Origin of the sequence: Streptomyces sp. NPDC051064, from assembly GCF_044455985.1 — a bacterium.
Classification (GTDB): domain Bacteria; phylum Actinomycetota; class Actinomycetes; order Streptomycetales; family Streptomycetaceae; genus Streptomyces.
Genome location: NZ_JBITFK010000003.1, coordinates 597,451 through 619,301, shown reverse-complemented (window position 1 = coordinate 619,301; position 21,851 = coordinate 597,451). Strand labels below are relative to the sequence as shown.

The 21,851-nt window shown below is 73.6% G+C and carries 1 protein-coding gene; it reads left to right on the top strand.

Features of this window, described 5'->3' with window-relative positions:
* On the top strand, positions 1-21,831 hold the full coding sequence (locus tag ACIBCU_RS14505) for a hypothetical protein (RefSeq protein ID WP_399231573.1): 21,831 nt from the start codon (positions 1-3) through the stop codon (positions 21,829-21,831).
* The last annotated feature ends 20 nt before the right edge of the window (positions 21,832-21,851 follow it).

Genomic DNA, 21,851 nt, shown 5'->3' with positions numbered 1-21,851 from the left:
ATGAGCATTCATGTGCCGTCCGTGGTCGACGAGATGATCTTCCTCCTCACCGGGCAGAGGCTCTTGGACGCCGACGAGGACCTCGCCTTCGACAGCCGTCTGCCTTACTCCGGACTGGGGCGCAAGCTGGAGAGACTCTCCGCACTGATCGACAAGTCGATCCACGACATCGGTGAGTCCATGCCGGACGACCTCTCCAAGTCGTACGGCCAGGCGATGGGCATGCTCGTCGACGACGGCGGCAAGAACTACCTGAAGGACTTCGCAGGGCAGCTCGACCTGATCGCCGAAGGCCGGCGCAAGACCTCCATGGACATCATGGAGTCCAAGTGGCAGGTCATCGCCGAAATCATCCGGCTGCTCATCGAGATCGCCATCTACCTCGCGATGTCCTTCTTCACCGGTGGCGCCTCGGCCAGCCAGATCCTGCTGGCCAAGCTGCGCAGCCGGTTCTTCATCCTCACCACGCTCAGTCATCTGCTCCAACGGCTGCACCTGGCGCCCTCGTTGACCGAGGCGCTCGCCGAAGCGTTCACCACCTTCGCGGTGCGGCTGGCGATGATCAACTTCGCCCCGGACGGCCGCCGTCCCGACGGCTTCGACTTGGACGCCATCCTCAAGTCCGCTGCGTTCGGGGCCGCGGCCGGCGGCCTCACCAGCATCTTCGACGGCTTCGCGAAGAACATCGTCAACGGCTACGGCAACAACTTCCTGAAGAACGGGCCGGACCTCGGCTTCAAGAACAACCCGAACCTGGGGAACACCCCTGGCCCGGACCCCAAGAACAACATCGGCCCGAACCCCACTCCGACCCCCACCCCGACGCCGCCCCCCACCCCGAAGCCGACCCCCACCCCCGCGCCGACCCCCACCCCGACTCCCAGCCCCAGGCCGACCCCGAGCCCCACCCCGTACGCGAACGGTCCCAACCTCTCGAACACCCCGCCGGTCACCTTCCGGAACGATCCGCTCTCCTTCCAGAACAACCTCAACCTGTGGCGGAACAACCGGATCCTGCTCGACAACGCCGACCGGCCGGGCGCGCTGGCCGGGTACTACGGGCTCAAGGGGGCAACCGACTTCCTCGCAGCCGGCTCCGGGGAGGCGCTCGCCGAGATCCTGATCAAGGGGGCGTTCGACGGCGACTGGTCCACCAGCTGGTCCACATTCGTGGGTGCGGGCATCAGCAGCCAGGTCGAGTCCACGCTCACCGACACCGCCGTGAACAGCGCCGCTGAACTGCGTCACATCATCGACAAGTTGGGCACCCAGCCGCCCACGGTCCCGAGCGGCGCAGGTGACTCCGACAGTTCTCCGCGCTCCGGCGACGGCTCCGGTCGCACCGACGGTTCCCCGCGCAGGGACACCACGGGCGCCGACGGGCCCGCGCTCAGCTCGCCCCCGCCGACCGTCCGGACCACCGGACCGGGCGACGTCACCGGCACCCAGTCGCCCCCGCCCTACGTCGGGGAGAACTCGCCGTACACCACCCAGGCTCCGCCGCCGTACGCCACGGAGTTCCCGCCGGCCTACTCCCCGGGCTCGCCGCCCGTGACCGCTGCCGAGAACGAGCTGTGGCAGCAGGTCCACAGCGGATCCGCCGAGGCCCGTGAGCAGGCTCTGAACGATCTCGCGGCGCTGCGCGGCACCCAGCAGCCGCCCGGCGGTACCGAGATCGGCGTCCGCGACGGCCTGCACGGCAACCTGTCACAACTGCCCGAGGTGCGGGTGGTGCCCGCCGGTAGTGGCCCCGCCACCCAGATCGACACCGACGAGGTGCGCCGCACCCTCGGCGGCTTCGACACCCCGGTCACGATGGACCCCCCGCTCGCGGTTGCCCCGGACACCCACGGCCACAGCCCCCTCACGACCACGACCACGCCCACGACGACGACCACGGCCGACTCCGCCGGAGGCGCCGCGGGAAGCGACAGGCAGGGTGCCGCCCCCGATGCTCCGCCGCCGGAGAACGCGGTCGTGGACGTGCCGGAGAACTCGTCCGTGACAGCTCCGGAAAGCCCTGGAGCCACTGCCCCGGAGAACCCAGGAGCCACGACGCCCGAGAACTCGGCCGTGACCTCGCCGGGGGACACGACGCCGGGGGACACGACCACGACCGTGTCGCCCCCGGAGAACTCGCCCGTGACGTCCGACGGGAACCCGGAGGCCGACGGGAACCCGGAGGCCGACGTCACGAGCCCTCCGGGCGGGTCGGCCGAACAGAACGACCGTACGGCTACGCCCTCAGGTCAAGGGGCGGGTGCTCCCGTCGCCACGGGCAACCCCACCGCCTCCGCGACACCCGGCACGGGCGGCGGTGCCCGGCCGGGTGGCGCCCCCAGCAGTTCCCCGGCCCCCTCCGAGTCCCCGAGCACCCGTACCCCGGACGTCACGGCCCTGGGGGACGGCTCACAGGCAGTGCCGGACGACTCCTCGCGGACGGCACCCGCTCCGGAGGTGACGGCCGCTCCGGACGCCGTCGACCCGACAGGGGGAGAGGGCGCATCCGAATCCACTGAGAACGTCGTCACTCCCACACCCGGCACCACCACCGACCCGGCCGCCGAGTTCGCCGCCACCCCGCCGAAGGTGAGCACCGTCGGATCGTCCTTCGGTGCCGGCGACGCAGGCGACACCACCGCCACGACCGATGTGCAGGCAGGTCCCACCCGCGCCGGGGGGCACGAGCCCCAAGCGGCGCCGCTGACGATCGTGGTGTCGGAGGTGGCGCCGCCGGGGGAGGGATCGCCCGAGGCGGTCGCGCTCCTGGACGGTGCCGGGACCGACCGCGCCGTCGTGCTCGGGCCGGCGGTCGCGCCGGACGGTGCGGGAGGCCCGGTACGCACAGCGGCGGAGCTGACCCGTGAAGGGCCGGGTGCGCCTGTCCGAGTGCGCCCGCTCACCGGCCCGCCGCCCACCGCGATGCCGGACGGCACCGCGGACACCGTGTTCCCCGGCGCGGACGTGCTGCTGCCGCTCGCCGACGCGCTCGGCCCGCCCCCCGCCACCGCGGCGCCCCGCCCCGCCGTGCAGAGCACCGCGCCCTCCGGCGCCGCCACGGCCACGCCGCCGTCCGGCCAGGAGCCCGCCGGGAAACCGGTCCGTACCGAGTCCGCACCGCGCGGCACGGACCCGGTGCCCGCGACGGTGCTTCCGTCCGGGCCGACTCCCGCGACCGTCACCGAAGCCGGCCCGGACGGCGAGCCGACGGTCACCACGACCGCTACTGCCACCGACACCTCCGGCAGGGCTGAACCGGTCACCCCGTCCCGTCCCTTGACGGAGACGGCCACCGATCTGCATGTCGAGTCGGGGCGTGGCGACGGGCACCGGCCGGAGCGGACGCGGCAGCGCGGGACGCTGCGCGACTTCCTGCCGGAGAGCGAGTGGTGGAAGTTCTACATCGACCCCAAGAACCACGACGACGCGCTGGCCGCCTTCCCGGACGATCCCGGCTCCTACTACGACCACGACAGGTCCCCAGGCTTCCAGGAGGGCATGGTCGCGGCCTACACCCGGTTCCTGGACGACCCCGACACGGTCGCGGCCCCGATGGACTCCTCCGCGTACCAGGTCATGCACGGCCTGGCGACCGGCTACCTCAACCGGACGATCGGCTGGTCCGGCGGCCCTCCCACTCATTTCCCGTTGCGTGGTGAGGCCCTCGCTCCCGACATCTTCGACGAGCACATCGCGGACCGCGCTCTGGTGTACGACATGACCACCCACGACTGGTCCAAGCGGCTGGCCTCACCCGGGCCGGTCACCATCTTCACCCGCTTCATGAGCAGTAACCCCTCGCTGTCGACCAACTATCAGTTGGACGACACTCCCCGGCTCGTCGACACACTGTTCCAGCAGCATTACGAGCGGACCGGCCGGCCCGACGCCGACGCCGACGCCAAGCTCGCCTCCATCGCCCGGACCATCCGCGCGCTGCATGTCGTCCACCCCTTCCAGGACGGCAACCTGCGCTCCAACGTCCAGATCCTGCTGCCCAAACTTCTTCTGGAACAGGGCTTCCGCCCCGTCGTGCCCGACAACATGTACAGCCTGTTCCAGGGCGGCCGCGCGGTACCGGAGATGGTCGACTCACTGGTACGCAACGGTGTCCTGGACACCGGCCGGTCCGGCCCGTCCCAGGACCAGGCAGCGACGGGCCCGCTCCTGGAGTCGGGACGCGGCGACGTGGACACCTCGGCCGGACAGGGCCCCGGCCGCGGCGACGCCGACACCACAGGTGGAAACGCCCCCGCACCCCGCTCGGGCGATCCGGTCGTCACCACCCTGGACGGTCGCACAGTGCCCGTCGCGCAACTGCGGCGCCTGGTGCCGGAATCGGCTGTGGGGCCCCGGCCGGGGGCACCTGTGCAGACGTTGACCATCTCGCAGAGCCCGGCCGAGGACGGTACGGGACGGAGTGCGGGGCGCAGGGCGCTGCTCGGCCAGGAGACCTTCCGTGGCGTGCGTACCACCTCCGGGGCTCCGACACCCGGGACCACCACGGCCCCACCTGCCCCCCGGACGGTGTTCACCGGGCCGCCGACGGCACTCCCCGGTTCGGGCACCGGGCGCGGCGCCGACTACTTCGTGACGCACGGCACCCCCCGTACCGTCACACTCGCTACCGAGGACGCGGCGCGGCCCACCGTGAAGGTCAGCGGTGTGCAACTGGGCGAGGTCCTCAAGTCCTGGGCGCAGGGCGGCCGTCAGGACCGGCCGCTGGTGCTGTTCTCCTGCGAGACCGGGCGGCAGCCGGAGGTGGCCGGGCTGCCGGTGGCCCAGCATGTGGCGAACCGGACCGGACGCCAGGTGTACGCGCCGACCACGGAGGCGGGCACGGCCCGGGACCAGGACGGCCATGTACGCGCGGTGCTCACCGAGGGCCCGGAGGGGCCGGGACGGTGGCGGCTCTTCACGCCGGAGCCCAGCGGTGCCGACCTGGAGGGCCTGGCGCGCGACGCGGGCCTTCACACGGGCCCGGAACCGGCCGACGCCTTCGCTCTGGCCCGTACCCTCCAGCAGGTGCGCACCTTGCGCGAAGTACTCGGCCCCGACGCCGAACAGAACCCGGAGAACCGGGAACTCCTCGCAGGAATCGCCTTCGTGGACGGCCTGCGCTGGCGCAGCCCGGACACCGCGGCCCGCTACGGCGACGGCCGCATGACCCCTGACCTGCTGCGCCGGATGGTCGCCGACCGTCGCGGTGCCACCGGCTCCACCACCGGCGATCCTTCGGCCGAACCGACGGCCGAGCAGTACGGCGACTTCCTGCGCGCGGCGGCCGAGCTGCGTTCCACCGCCGGGCCCGACACCACGCTCGAGGCCCTGTTGCCCCCGCCACCGCCCGCTCTCCCGCCGACCACCCTGGTCTCGCCGGAGGACGTACGCGGTCTGGCCTACGCGCCCACCGCGCGGGTCACCTGGTCGCTCTCCGACAGCCCGCTGCCGCTGTCCGAGCTCGCCCTGAGCCCCGAGGACGTCGCTGAACTCGCCCGTCGCAAACCCGGCCTGGCGCCCCCGCAGAGCCGCCCGGAGAGCCCTGCCGAGGACGTGGCCCTCCTCAGCAAGGCTGCCCCCGGTACCGCGGACACCCTGCACGCGGACGGAGCGGCCTTCAGGCGGCTGGACACCCCCGGCGGTGGGAACTGCCTCTTCCGGTCGCTGCTCGACAGTGCGCGCAGCCAGGACATACCTCCGGCGTGGGCCGCGGGGAACGTCGCCGGTCTGCGTGGCATGCTGCGCGACCGGATCACCGGGTCCGAGCTGGGCGACGCCGTGGCCGTGGCGATCCCGGACCCGGTGTTCGCCGTGGTGGACGACCTGCGGATGCGCGCCGTCGCGGGGGTCCAGGACCCGGCCGAGCTGGACCGGATCACCCGGCACTGGAACCGGACGGCTCGGGACATCGTCACCGACGGCGATTCCGCCGCATGGCGGCGGATCCTCCGGGACAGCGACTACCCCCACCTCGCCGATGTGGCGCCCACCCCGGCCGAGGCGTGGCGGCTCGGCACCAAGGAACTCGTCGCCTCTGCGGCCGAGCTCCCCGCGCTGTGGGCCTCGCCCTTCGCCGACCTGCTGCCGGAGTCGCTGGCGCACACCCTCGACCTCGACCTGCGGCTCGTCCAGCCCGACCCGCAGGCGCCGGGGAGCACCTTCGTCAACACCCTCAACCCGGGTGGCCAGGGCGGTGCCCTGCATCTGGCCTACAACGGACGGGACCACTTCGACGCACTGGTCCCGGCCTCGGCCCCGCTCACGCCCGAGTCGGCTCCGACCGCCACCCAGGACCCTGCCGCCCAGGACCCGCCCGGCTCCGGCCCCCTCGGGGAGTGGCTTCGCAGCATGGGCGGGATCACCGACCTCGACAGCCCCGGCACCGAGACTCCCGACCGTGGCGAGCGGGTACCTCTGGAGACCCAGCTCGAACGGCACCGCCCGGCACGGCTGATGACCGGCCCGGACGCCCGGCCGCCGGGTCCGGCGCCGGCCACCGTCACCTTCGAGGACGGCAGCCGACTGCCCACGGTCCTGCTCAGCCCGGACGCCGACCCTGCGGACGGCACACCGGGCGGCCGGACGGACAGGGCCACGCGGAGTGTCCGGACCGGACTCTTCACCGGCCTGGGCAAGACCACCCTGCGCTCGCCCGAACAGGTTGCGGAGGAGATCCTGGGCAAGCTGCCTGCGAAGCTGCGCGCCCAGTTCGACGAGGCGGACCTGCTGCGGCTGCTGACCGACCAGCCCGGCGCCTTCACCGCCCCGCGTGGTGCGCGTTTCGTGGGACGGGAGAAGTCCGGGGTCGGCCACGAGATGACAGTCGAGGCCATCCCGTACCACCGCTGGGAACGCTTCTCCAACGTGGACGGTGCGACCGTCCGTCTGGACACCATGCGACGCGGCCAGGCAGGCACGGGCGGCGGGCGCAGCGTCGGCTTCGGGCGGCGGATCGCGGGCGGGCTGAGCATGGGCCCGCCGCTCAACTGGCTGCTCAAGCTCGGCTTCTCACTGGGCTGGACCCGCAGGACCGACTTCGCGCAGGGCACACAGGCGTACAACCAGTCCGAGTGGCGCAACTGGGAGGGCTCACACCTGCACCTGGACGACGTCCACTACCGGGTGCGGGTGGACCGCGTCACCGAGGCACCGGCGTCCGCCGGACCGGACAGCCGGCCCGGCGACCCGTCCGTATCGTCGGGCTCCGCCTCCACCCATCCGGGCTGGCGACGCACCCAGGTGCACACGGCGGAGTTCGCGGTGCGCGACGGGCTCAGCTGGCGGCTCCCCGACGACCTCACCGTGCCCTACAAGGGGCCCCGGCTGGCCCCGAGGACGCTCACCTTCCCGGACGGGACCGAGCCGCGGATCACCGACACCACGGGGCTGCACCTGACGGACCCGCCGGAGGACGTGGCTCTCGCCATATCCGGTGCGCGGCCCGGGAGTTCGGCGCACCGCACTCTGGTCTCGTATGTCAGGCCGGGCCGGCTCCTCGCACTGTTCGGCCGGCTCTCGGGGCCGGTCACCGGTCCCGAGCTGACCCGGGGCAGCGGACAGCACCCGCTGGGGCACCTGATCGTGGAGCGGTCGGTAGCGCACCGGGCCACACTGGTCACCGAGTCCGTCAAGACGGAGCTGCGCGACCTCACCCAGACCACGTACCAGAACGAGCGCGGCCACGTCCGTGACACCCGTCTGGGCTTCCAGGTCACCGCCGGACCCAACTACACGCTCACCGGCGCGGAGACCGACGTACGGCTGCAGGGCGGCCCGCTGGCCCGCGTGGACCTCTCCACCGGCCGTAGTCACCATCTCGGCGCCGACGCCGCGCGGAAGACGACCGGCCGCGTGCGCAACCACCCGGTCGCGCTCTACCGGGTCGAGCGCACCCTGATGGTGCGCAAGCCCGGCGAGCTCCCGTCGGCGGCCCGCCCGGTCCGGGTCGTCACCCTGGACTGGATCTCCACCCAGGACGCTCGCCGCCTCGCGGGCTGGGACAGCCGCACCCCCGGCCGTACGGGCCCCCACCCGGATGCCGAGCCGCCGGTGCCCTGGTACCTCACCCGGGAGGACCCGGTCCACCTGAGCGGTCAGGTACGGGCTGAGGGCTTCCGCCCCAGCCGACCGCGGACGCAGGTCCAGCCGCAGCCACTGACGGAGACCCCTGTCCAGCCCCAGCCGCAGCCGCAGGTCCAGACCCAGCAGTCGCATACCCTGTCGCCCGTCCCGACAGCCCAGCCCGCCCCCCAGGACCCCATGCGGGCCTTCGCCGACACCGTCCTGGACACGCTGCACCACTCGTACCCGTCGCTGTTCGCCCCGCCGCTCATGCTGCGGCACCCGCGGCTGGCCAAATTCTGGTACGGCGACGGGCGGATGCGGACCGCGCTGCACAACGACCGCCAGGTGCGCGAGGCACTGAACCGGCCCAGCCTGGCGCAGAGCCTGGACGACCTGACCACCACCGGAGTGCCGGTCACCCTCACCGAGGACGGCAAGGTGCGCCGCGGCCACCACACGCTCGTCCTCAGGGCGCGCCTCACCGACCGGCGGTTCGAGACCACCATGAGTGAGCGCTCGCTGCGCAACGCGGTGATCGGCACCGAGGTCTCCGGCCAGGGGCAGCAGGCAGCCGTCACCCTCTCCAGCGGTGTGGAGCTGGGCATCTCGCCGCGCGACCACGACAAGGTGCCCGAGGCGGGACTGCCCCGCCAGACCGGGAGCGCGTCGGTCGGGGCCCGTCACGCCCGGACCGACACGAAGACCACCAGGAACACAGTCGCGGTCACCCACGACCACCTGATGTTCCAGACGGGTGCCGATCTCTACAGCTACCAGGTGAAGTTGGGTGCCTCCTTCGAGGGCCACCGGAGGCCGCGCGGCTGGGCACGGCTCGCATCGGTCGGCCTGCTGGGCGCGGGTGTCTTCGTCAGCAAGGTCGAGGAACGGCCTCTGCTCACCGAGGGCAACGAGACGGTGGGCCGGGTCGAGCTCGCCGTGCCGGCCGCGCACGGCTCCGAGCGCCACACCCCCGCCGACCCGCCGGCCGCCGGGCCGGCACCGGACGCACCGCAGCAGCTCTCCTTCGCGGAGGCGGACCAACTCCTCGACGGCATCCGCCCGCTGCCGAGGACGGACTCGTCCGACCGGCAGCTCACCGAGAAGCTCCTGAGCGCCCCGCACGTGGTCCTCAGCACCGAGGGCGGCCCGCAGCGCCAACGGTTGGTGCAGGACACCGCCGACCGTGCCTCGAACACCTCCTGGCACGTCAGTGCGCCCGGCGCCCCGGTGCGAACCGCACTGCGCCGGGCGATGGCCAACCTCAGCGTGGCCGGACAACTCGGCCAGTATCTCGGCCCGTTCGGTTCCCGTGTCACCGGCCTCAACGGTGCCGGACCCTTCCGGACGCACTACCTCAAGGCGGCGATCCGCGGCGAACTGAGCAACTTCCGGGTCAGGAGCGACCCCAAGCCGGCCAGCCTCGAGGCCACCGTCGGCAACGAACACCGCGTCAACGGCAGTGCGAGCACCGTCTCGCGCACCACCGTCGGCCTCCAGGGCGCCGACATGCCGCTGCAGCAGGCCCCCGGCCGGCCGGCGGTCGTCGGCTCCTACTCGACCGCCATGCAGTACGCCTGGGGCAAGGGCCGCAGCGTCTCGCAGACCCTCACCCGGGGACGCAACACCACCCTCAGCTACGCCGGGCGGATGTACCTGGTGGTCGCCGACACCACCGAGACCATCGCGGTGCGGGACCGCTGGACGGCGGCGATGGGGGCGGTGGGCACCCGCGCCGGGGCCCTTGTCAGCTCCCTGGCCGGAAGGCTCTCCGAGGGCCTCGGCAACAGCCTCGCCCCGCGCCGCGCCGCCGCCGCGCTCCAGCGCATCCGCGACGCGGTGATGTTCCACCTCCCGATGCAGGACGTCATCGAGGCCGGGCTCGCCCCGGACGGCCTCGCCACCACCACCCCGCGCAACCTCGGCGGCGGTTACCGGGTGCCGCCCTACCTGCGCGGCCGCCGATTCCCCACCCACCCCAGCGGTCAGCTCGACGCCGGCCCCGTGGCGCGGCAGCTGATGGGCCGGCTGGAGAAGGCCGGAGTGCCCTCGCACGACCGCGAGCAGGTCCTCCAGCGGCTCTCGCCGGACTTCCTCGCCGCGCACCTGCACGAGCTGACGACCGACGGCATGACTCTGCCGGTCCGCTACCGGGCCTGGACCAGCCCGTTCCACCTGCCGGTCGGCGGCAGCCCCGGACAGGTCACATTCAAACTGACCCCGGTCACCACCACCGTGGACAGGCTGCGCACCGGCTACGAACTGGAGGACTACCGCACCACCGCCCGCGACGACGCCGGCGGCACCTCCCTGGACCGCGGCGCCGACGGGACGCTCAGCGCGGGCGAGCGCGCGGCGGACAGCGGCCTTCTCGTCGCAAATCCCTCGCTCCAGGGCACCGCGGCCAAGCAGCGGTCGAGCGTCCGGACCCGGGCCTCCGGCACCACCGCGATGCCCAACATCGCCACCACCCAGGCCCACGCCGAGATCGTCACGAGTTACACCCTGACCGTCGCCATGACGGACGCGACCGGTGACCCGCTCGCCCCCGGCGCCGCCGCCGTCCCCGTCGGCAGCCTGCACGAGACCCTCCCTGCGAGCCTGCTCACCCCGGACGGCGACGGCGCCGACGGTGCGCTCACCGAGCAGGACGTGCCGGCGCCCGAGCGCGCGGTACGGATGCTGACGGCCGACCAGGCACGCGCCGAGGGCATCGCCGCCTGGCGCACATCCACCGGAGACACCGGCGGCAGCGCCGATCCTGACGTCCTGCCGTTCGACGACGAGATCGGTTCCGGCATCCTCGCCGTGGACATCCGGGGCGCCGCCAACGTGCGGGACGCCCTGACCCTGGCCACCGCCCGTGCCGACGGCCTCGGCGACAGCGACCTCGGCAGACGGTACACCGGCGCGGCCCTCGACGGACGCGTCCGCACCGCCCGACTCACCCCGCTCACCGGCCTCGGAACCGCCCCCGCCCAGGCCCAGCAGGAGGCCACCAGCCAGGGAGGCCTGACCTCCGGCTTCCGCGAGGCCCTCGGCGCGAACGGCGCATCGCTGCCCACGCAGGCATCCGCCCACCTCTTCGGCCAGTCCCACACCGCCGATTCCCGTCTCTACGCGAGGATGCACCGCCACGGGGCCCGCCTGCTCGCCGTGGAGAACAAGCCGCGCATGGAGGCCATGCAGCGGGCGAAGACCTCCGACGCGCTGGACGCCGGCATCACCGACAACGTCGAGGGCGCGGCGGGCACCGCGCCGCTGGCGGGCAACAGCAACGCGGGCGTCACCAACCCCGGTGCCACGGCCCCGATCGGCGGTACGAACGACGGCACCACACTCAAGGGCACCGCGGACACCACCCTCGGCACCCACACCAAGGTCGTCACCGACCGGAGCATGCTCTTCGCACTTCCGGTGAGCTGGCTGTCGGTGGCCGAGGTGGACCACCGGATCACCGAGAGCCGTCCGCTCCACGCGCTCGGCAAGGCCAAGCGCGGGCCGCGCGCCGCCGAGGCCGGGACCACCGCGCTCGTCTGGCTGCGCGAGGACATCGCCCGCGACTACGGCCTCCTGGACGACTCCACCTTCACCGACGAGGTCCTCGCGGCCTGGGACGGCCAGGCCAAGGCGGCCGGCGACCTCGCCACGGCCGAGAAGGGCTACTACGACGCCCGCGCGCGGGCCCGGGAGGCCTGGCTCGGCCTGAGCGCGGACGAACAGACCGCTCTGGACCGGGACAACTCCGGGCAGGCGGTGACCCCTTCCCCGGCCGTCTCCGCCTGGCAGGCCGCGCGCGACGAAGTACACCTCTGGGAGCAGCGCACCGACACCGCCGCAGCGGACCACCACCGGCTGCACCTCGCCGCCTCCCGCCTCACCGCCCACCACCAGGGCTCGGCCTCGGTCCCGGTGAAGGACCTCCCGCAGGAGTACGCCGAGCCGGAATGGCGCTCCGAGGCGCCCGCGCCGTACGGGATCACCGACGGCGCCGGCTCCGCCCCGCGCACCCTCACCTCGCCGGACGGCACCACGGTGCGCGAGGTGCACGACATGCCGCACGACGGCGCCTCGTTCTTCCACGCGTTGCTCGCCGCCGCCCAGGACCGAGGCCGCCTGCCCCACCTGCTCGTGACCGACCTCGCCGACCGGTTCGCGGGCGACCCCGGCGACCCGGCGGTCACGGCCGAGGCCGTCGGTGCCGCTCGCGACCGCCTGGCCTGGGCGTTGGGCCAGGACGGCAACGAGGACCTGCTCGACGCGCTCGCCCTGGACGTCGCGGACACCTTCACCCAGGCCGAGATCGATGCGGCCGGGATACAGCTGACGGCTGCTCAGCAAGCCGAGTTCGATGCCTTCGGACGTCTCCCGGTGACTGTCTGGCCGACCCCCGCACAGCGGGTGGCACTGGCCGGTGCGGCGCTCTCCCGCCCGTTCGCGAGCGAACCGCGCCAGGACGCCGCGGACGGCGAACCTGCCCCGCCCGAGCGCCGAGCCGGCGATCACGGCGGCGCCGACCTGCTGCCCGCACTCGCTGCCCGGGTCCTTGGCACCCCGCTCACGGTGGTCACCGGCGAGGGCCGCGTTCAGGTCTTCCTCCCGCACCGCACCGACCCGGCCGCCGTGGACCCGGCCGCGGACCCCGTCCTCTTCGCCGCCGGCGGCTTCTTCCACGCCGCCCTTCCGCCGGGCTCCCCGGCTCCGGTCGTCACGCCGCTGCCGCCCCCGGCGACCGAGGAAGACGCGGGTACGGACTCCGCACTTCCCGCATCCGAGCAGCCGCCCGCGCACCGCAGTCACGTCACCCCGCCCTGGATGCCGCCCGCGGACAGCACCGCCCCGCGCTTCCGCCTCGACCGGGACGGGTCCCTCACCGCCCCCGACGGTTCCACCTACACGCAGGGCACTCCCGCCGGGCGTGGCAACGGCTTCTTCGGCGCGCTCTCCACGGCCCTGCACCTGGCGGCGGCGCAGCCCGGGACGGACCGCCACGAGGCGGCACGGCTTCGTCTCCGCGCCGGGGCGCCGCCCGCCCAGCTGATGCGTCTGAACGGACTGCCCGGCGACCCCGGCGAGCGTGGTTCCCTCTTCACGCCGCCACCGATGAACACCCGCCCGGGCGCGCCGACTCCGAGCGCGGAAGCCGAGGAGGGCCACCTGCGCCGCCATCTCGCCACCGCCCCCTGGGGGCCGGAGGCCGACCGGGCCGTCGCCGAGTGGGCCGCCGCGGCCACCGGCACCACCGTCACCCTGGTCGAGGAGAACGGCACCGCCCACACCTTCCCCGGCCCCACCGCCGACGGCCCCTCTCTCCGACTCCGCCGCCGTGGCGGCGACTTCGTCCCCCTGCTTCCCCGCACCCCGGCACCGGAACCGAGGACGCAGGCCGGCACTCCCGTCGGTACCGCCCCGGCAGTACCACCGCAGGACCCGGCCGCAGTTCCGCTGCCTCCCTCGCCCGGGTCCCCGGCCGGCAGCGACCTCCCCGGGCTCACGGGCGACGAGGAGGCGTACGAGCTGAGCACGCTGTCGGGCCAGGACGCCGGCAGCGACGGGAACGTCGCGGGCACGCTCGGCGTGTACGGGAGCGGCCACGTCGAGGGAGTCGACGCACGCCGGGCCGAGCCCCTGACCACGACGGACTACGACGTCGTGGACAACACCGGCACAGGCGTGATCTTCCGCAGGCCCGGCGGGATCCGGGAGAGCCGGCAGACCCCGCGGGCCCTGACGGGCACGGACGACGCACCCGAACTCGCCCTACCCGTGCAGGACTACCACGAGACGCTCGTCACCGAGCGGCCCGTCCTGCGGATCTCCTCGGACCGCACGCTCGCGGTCGAGAGCGGGACGTACGGGCAGCAGGTCTTCGCAACGCAAGAGGCCGTCGACCGCGCGTCGGTCAAGCTGTCGCGTGCGGGCGCCGCGGTGCGTCTCCGCATCGACCAGGACCTGAGCGTCATCCTGCCCACCCCCGGCGGCGGCAGCAGGCAGCTGTTCCAGGTGACCCCCGTCTTCCTGACGCGCTCCGGTCGGTCCACCGAGGAGGTCTGCCGGGACTTCGCCGACATGCTCGCCGACACCTCCCGCACCTCGCACATGGTCTTCCGCACCCCCGGGGCCGGCCCGGTGGTCACCGCGCCGGTCAACGCCTCCGACGGGGTGGAGGTCACCGGTACCCACCACCTCGCCGACGCGCTGGGCCACCTCGCGGACGGGGACACGCATCCGGACACGGCGGATCCGGAGTGGGCGGCCGCGCTCGTCCGCCAGGACGACCGTCCCGCGGGCGGTGACGGCGGTCCCCTGCCCGGCCGCCCGTACGGCAGCGCGTTGAGCCTCGCCCAGGAGGACGACCCGCGGCGCGACGCCCTGTCGGACGCGGCCGGCCGGATCGGGGTCAACGAGCACGCGTGGGCCGACATCGGCGAGGGCTACGTCGTGCAGTCCGTCGCGTCCCCCGGCGAGCAGGGCCAGCCGAGCCTGGAGCACAACTTCGCCAGACCGCAGGAGGGGCCCGGCGGCGCGCACTACGGCTACCACTTCCTCACCGTGGTCCTGGCCAGCGAGGACGGCAGCCATCAGGTCTCGCTGGAGAACCGCGCACGTGTCTCCGGACGCAACCACCGGCACCGCGAAGCGGTCCAGGCGAACCTGCGCAACCACGACCTGGCGGATCTGCGGGAGATCGCGTCGCGACTGCGCCAGGAGATCGAGAAGCGGCCGGACGCGGGTGCCGACAAGCACCTCGTGGAGCTGCGCGGCTACCACGACCTGACCCTTGCCCTGATCAGGGCGAAGCAGGCCCGGACGGACGCGCTGGCGGCGCCCGCCGGCTCACCGGAACGTGCCGAGGCCGAGAAGACGCTGGAGGGCGCCACCCGCGCCGCCGCGCTCCGTATCGGACAGCTCGAAGCGGTCATTCCGGGCAAGCACCAGTGGGACATGCGGATGTACTCGCAGCGCCCGGGCGAGTCGGCCCATGACGCCAACGCGGACCTGCTGGGTGACGGGCCTTCCACCAAGGCCAATCCGCTGACGGCCGTCGTGCTCCGCGGCCAGCAGGCACTGCCGGTGGCCATCTCCTTCGACAAGGGTGTCCAGCAGACGCCCGAGGGCGCGAAGCACTCCATCCGGTACCTGGCCAAGGTGGTGGCCAGGACGGCTCTGTGGAACGAGACCAACGGCCTGCCGCTGCCGGACGTCCAGGTCACAGGCCGGCGCGGTGCCCGCCTCCTGGGCCGGGACATCGCGAAGGTGCGTGCCGAGGCGGTCGCGGCCTCTTTCCGCCAGGAGCTCCGCGCAGCGCTCGCGGAACTCCAGGACGGCACGCCCCAGCCGCACGTCACCGTCGGCCGCTTCACCGTCGAGCCGGTCTCGGTGCGCGACGGCTGGACATCCACCGGCGGCTCCGCGGCTTCCACCGTGAACATCACGGTCGACGACCACCGCGGAGGACCGCGGCACGTCACCACCCGAGGGCTGCGCGGCGGCTCCCTGCCGGGAGGCCTGCCGGGCGGCTCGCGCGAGGACGGTCTCGACCCGGTCGCGGAGCAGTGGCCCATCGGCCGCCCCGTCACCGTCATGCGGCCCCGCTTCGGCGGTGTCGAGCCGGGTTCAGTCGTGTCCGTCGCCGTGGTACCCGCCGCCGCTGTGGCCGCAACAGACGTGTCCTCGGGCACCGCGAGCGCGGACACCGGGAAGGGCAAGGCCCCGGCCGTCGCGACCGCGGACGACGCGCCGGCCGCCGTGGGACCGCAGCCGAACCGGTGGTTCACCTACACGCGTCCCGCCGATTCCCGCTCGGAGCCCTTCCGTTACGAGGTCGCCGACACCGGGCACATCAGGCTCCCCGGAGGGGAGGAGATCCCGCCGGACGGGTGGACGCGCTTCGGCCACGACTTCGTCCACGGGGCGACGGGCACGATCCTGCGGGGCGACAGCGGCTGGATCGGCCGCGTGGCCAACATGGACACGCTCTCGCTCGTGATGGAGGACTTCGATCAGGATTCCGCGCCCCACCGGGTCGTGGCGGACTCCTCGGCCCTCTACCTGGTGCCGGAGGGCGACGGTGACACGGCCGTCCGCATTCCGCTGCGTGAGGCCGACTCCGGTGACACGCCCGTCACCGGGCAGGAGCGCCGCGAGGCCACGGTTCCGAAGACCCCGCCGCCGGCCGGCGCGCCCCGCGCCCGCGTCGACGACCGGCCGCGCATCGTCGTGCGGTCCGCCTTCGACGTACGGCGGTTCACCCACGGCGGCGAGACCGTCACCGACCTGACCGTGCGGCTCGCCTTCCGTGCCACGGACGGGCAGGCCGACACGGACGCCGTCCTGACGCGGGTGCTCCAGGGCGTGGAGGAGTTCTACAACGGGCCGGGGCACACGCTGCCGAACGGCGACCGGCTGCACGTCACCGTCGAGCCCGTCCAGCCCGACCGGAACCCCCACCTGACCGTCGAACTCGTGGGCCGGGACCAGCAGATGAACCAGCGGGCGTGGTGGGCCGACGCCGACCCGGTGGACTTCGCGCACGAGCTGGCGCACCAGCTGTTCCTGCGGGACGAGTCGCGCGACGCGAGCAACCCCGGCCGGCTCGACGCGCCCGGCAGCCTGCTGGGCCCGTTCCGCGAGCAGGCCCCCGATGGCCTGGCGCAGAGCGGACTGCGCCCCCGCCACCTCCAGCTGTGGGCCGCCGTGGCCGGCGAGATCACGCCGCACACCCCGCCGGACGGGACGAGCTGGGACGACGCGAGGACGGGCGCGACGGCGGAGCTCCGGGAGCCGGTATGGGTCGACCCGGTGTCGCTCCCCGCCGCCTCCCCGCAGACCGGTCCGGACGGCGCCGTGCCGCCTCCGCTTCCCCCCGGAAACGTCCTGCCCACACTGGCGGAGGCATCCGACGAGTCGGAGTCCGACACGGACTCCGACTCCGAGGCGGAACCTCCGGTCTGGGCCGGCCAGGGCTGGCTGAACACACTGTTCGGCCCCCTGCTGGGCAGCGTTCCGCGCGACCGGCTCGCGGAGACCTCCGAAGCGCTGTACGACCTCGTCCTGGCGGAGGCGGGCCCGAACCCGTCGCCGCAGGCGCTGCGCAACGGCCTGATCCGCGTCACCCGGCACGTCCTGCACATGGGGAACGGAGCCCGGCCGGGCTCCGCGGATCTCCAGCTGCTGGGTTCGCTGGCGCTCGACGCCTCCTCGGACGACCTCGCGAGCACCGACGACCTCGCCTCGTACTTCGTCGACCGGCAGATCGAGACCGGGCGGGGCGCCCTGGACGAGGGCACGCTCCTGCGCGACGACGACAGGAACGCTCTCGGACGCGACTTCACCGGACCGGGGCGGCCCGCTCCCGAGACCGCGTCCTACGCCGTGCGTGGCCGGGGCCGGGTCGTCCCGCGGCCCGCTCCGTGGCAGAACCCGTACCTGGTCGTGGCAGAGGGAGCCGGCCACGGCGTCGAAGTCGTCATACCGGGACGGACCTTTTGGGTCGAGAGCCCCGAAGAGCTGGCCAGGCTCATCTCGTACGACTCCCGGCGGCCCCGAGGCGCGGACATCGTCCTGGCGCTCCCCCCGGAGTACGCCGCGATCGTCGCGTCCCTCGTCGCCGGGACCACCGGCTGCCGCGTCTGGCACCCCGAGGCGCCGGTCGGTGTGGCCACACATCCGACTGCCGGGACCCGCCACCTCATGCTGGACCTGAACGACGGCAACACCGGCGCGAGCTGGGCCTCGACCGACCCGCCGGAGGACGGGGGCCTGCCCGGAGCCCGTGACCTCGGCAGCGGGAGCGACACCGACAGCGTGTCCGACCCGGACAGCGACGACGACCGGTCCAGCAGCGACGACGGGGACGCGGAGTTCGACCGCCTGGCCGATCAGGCGGTCCGCGAGAGGCAGATCGAGGCGCGCCGCCCCCGGCCGCTGACGACGCGCGACTACGGCGTCATCGACCGGCGCGGCACGGGGGTCCTGTTCACCCTGCCGCTCCCGCGGTCCGTCGGAGAGGTCCGGGCCGGGGACGGCACGGGGCCCGACGCGCTGGTCCTGCCGCGCCAGGACCACGGCGACGTCCTCATGGCCGACCGGCCGCCGCTGCACATCTCCGGGGACCGGACACTGGCCATGTACGCGGCGGGCGACGGCGATCCCGGCCGTAGCCAGCAGGTGTACGCCACCCGCACGGCGATCGAGCGCTCGTCGGCGCGGCTGGCAGCGGCCGGGGCAGGGGTGCGGCTGAAGGCAGACGAGTCGGTGGGCGTACTGCTGCCCAAGGAGGACGGTTCGTACGGCGAGCCGCTCTTCCGGGTGGAGCCGGAGTTCCTGACGGCCTCCGGCGGTTCGGAGCACGCCTTCACACGGGACTTCGCCCAGATGGTCGCCGGCGTGACAGCCGCGCCCCTGTCCCACGTCGCCTTCCGGGGCCCCACCGGCGGCATCGTCGCCACTGCCCCGGTGAACGGGATGCACGGCCGGGAGGTCACCGGCACCCACCATCTCGCCGAGGCACTGGCGGACGTCGCCGAGGGCACGAGCCCCGCCACCGACGTGACCCCCCGCTGGGCCGCACGCCGCACGGGCCTGGACAGCCGCTTCACCGGAGGTGTGGTGGGTGCCCCCACACCGGGGGAGCGCTACGGCAGCGCCCTGAGCTACGAGCCCCAGGACAACCCGGCCCGCACCCGGCTGGCCACCGCCGCGCGACGTATCGGCGTCAACGAGTACGCCTGGGCGGGGGTCGGCGAGGGTTACCTGATCCAGTCGGTCAGCACCACGAACCAGGGCGGCGGTCAGCTGTTCACGCACAACCACGCCAAGCCCGGAGACCGGGTGGGCCCGCACGCCCCGTACCACTTTGCCCAGGTGGTCCTGGCGGCCGAGGACGGTACGCATCAGATCACGCTGGAGAACGAGACCCACTCCAGGAGCGAGATCCCGGCAGAACTCCTCGACGACGTCATCGACGAGAACCTCGACCGCTACGGCGAGGACGAACTCACCACGCTGGCCGCCGGAACCGAGCGGCGCCTCGCCGAACTGCGGCGCAGCGGTGCGGACGAGGCGGAGATCTCCCGCACGGAGGGCTTCGCGTCGGTGGCCAGGGCCCTCGCCGACGTCCACCAGGCGGAGCAACTTCCCTGGTACTTCGACGAGGGCCGCCCCGAACACGCGCTGGCGCTGCGCGAGGTGGACGGGGCGCGATCACGCGCCAAGGAGCTGATCCGGGCCGCCGCGCCGGTGATCGAGAACAAGGACCAGTGGTTCTTCCGGGCGTACAGCAAGCGCCCGGGCGAGTCGGCGCACGAGATCAACGCGAGCCTGCTGTCCGAGGATTCGCCCGCCGTGGCCAACCCGCTGACGACGGTGGTGCTGCACGGCCACACGCCGCGCCTGCACCAGCGCACGATCCACTTCGAGGAGAAGCGGCACGACGCCCCCGCCGACGCGGACGACACGCTCGACGGCCTCGCCCACGCGCTGGCACGTGCGGGGCTGTGGAACCGCGCCCACGGCCTGCCGATGCCGTCGGTCACCGTCACCGGGCACGGCAACCGCTCACAGGCCAGCGGCCGGGCGCGGGCCGACGCCGTCACCACGGCGCTCGCGGCCAGGCTGGCCCGGATCCTCGGCACCTTCCAGGCGGGAGCGGACGGACCCCGCGTCGGCGTGAGGGACTTCGGCCTCACCAAATCCGCGAAGCGGATGCGCAGCGCCGTTGACCCCGCCCGCGGACGCGTGGTGACGATCGACATCGACGACCACCGCACGGTCACGCCGACGCCGTCCGGCCGCACCACGCCGACCGGGGAACCGGCCCCGTCCGGCGATCCCGTGGCCACGCCGCCGACGACCACCGAGCCCGCGCCGACCGCCGAACCGGCAGTCACCCGGCCCGCGACCCCGGAGTCCGTGACCACCACCGAGCGTGAGAGGTCCCTGCCGCCGGGCCGTTCCGCGCAGCCGAGCCCGGAGCGCAGGAACAGCGAGGCGCCCCCGTGGGTCCTGGCGCGTATCCGCTATGCCGAGGAGTCCGTCGCCTTCGACACGCGGCTCGGTGAGTATCTCGCCGAGCACGAGGCGGTGACGAAGGAGTTCCGGAAGATGGCGAGCGCCGCGTGGGCGACGGCGCGCCGGCGGTATCCACGCGAGCTGGCGACGTTCGGCGACATCAACAAGGCGAAGGCGGGTGTCGTCGGCAAGACCCGCGATGCGCTCCAGCGTGTGGTGAGGAGCGGGAACCTGCGGGAACTCGTGGCGTTCCTGTACGAGGGGATCTCCAACGATCTCGTGCCGGAGATGCTCGGCGGCCCCGAGGAGATGCACCCTGAGATCACCGCGGAGCGGCCGAGCCGGCGGCAGCGGGAGGTCTACGCCGAGTTCATGCGGCAGGCCATGGAGATCCAGGCGTCGGACATGCCTCTCGCGGAGAAGGAGGCCGCGGTCGCGGAGTTGCAACTGTCGGTGGTGACCCCGGCGGACCCGGACACCGCGCGTCCGCCGTTGAGCGCGGCGGAACGCCGGTTCGCGGTCAACGAGGCCGGGCTGACCTGGATGCCGGCGAGGTCGGTGTACGACCTCCCGATGAACACCGGTTTCCAGGGCGGTTCCGAGGACTCGGGCGGCCTCGTGGCGACCGGCACCGCCGGATCCACGTACCGCTTCATGCTGCAGGCGGCCCGGATGCGGGAGCAGTGGGGCGTCGACCTGGATCTCGGTCTGATCCGGGCCGGAATGCTGGCCATCTCGCTGACGGTGGGCCACCACACCGTCCACGAGGTGATGCGCGGAGCCCAACTGGCGCTGAACGACGTACCGGGCCACGATCCGGCCCTGGACTACACGGACAACTGGGGCCGGTACTGGAACATCCATCCCCTCACAGAGCAGGAGTTGCGCGAGAACGTCGCTCGGGACGGGCTCTTCCCCGACGAGCACGCCCAGGCACTGCTCGACGAGATCACCGGGCCCGCCACGGACACGGGGACGCGTGAAGGCGGAGCGGGCACCCACACCGTCCTCCCGCACCGTCCGGGACCGGTCCGGCCGATCCCCACCCGGCCCGTCGCCGAGCCGGACCGCCCGGTGCCGCAGGCGCCGAACCCGCCCGGAGTCCCCGCCACCGGCCGGGCCGCCGCTTCCACGGCCGAGGCCGTGGACGAAGCCGCCGACGCGGACGAAGAGACCCCGGTCGTTCCGAGGGACGCAGGCCTGCGCGGTTGGATCGCGGGACAGCTGACCGAGGGGGACCTGCCGCTCGCCCCGCCGGGGCCCGCCGAGGGCGAAACGGTGGGCCGGGATGAGCTGGGTGCCGTCGGCATCACGCTCTCCCAGGGGCAGCGGACCGAGATGGCGCTGCGCGGCGACGGCCGGTTGCCCGCGGGCGAGCTGTCGCCGCTGGACCTGTTCCGGGTGCGGATGACACGCCCCGGTACCTGGTCGGACACCATGGACAGGGCCGCCGCCCGGGCGTCACGGCGGCTGTGGGCGCAGGCCTACGCCGACTTCGAGGACGCGGCACCCGACGGAACGGACCCGACCGACACCACCCGTGCCTGGGCCGGCGCCGTCTCCCTGGTGCTGCCGGCGGAGCCGCACCCGGTGCTCGCCGACTCGCGGTACGCCGGCGACGGCTTCCGCGACGCGGTGCGCCGTGTCGCCGGCCACCTGCTGGGCGGGGCGACAGGCACCGGGGTCGCGGCGGAGCTGGCCGACACCCTCCGCTCCGGGCTGGGCCTGCCGCAGCGCCGGACCCCGCCCGCCACGTGACCCCCCTACGCCGTCCTGGC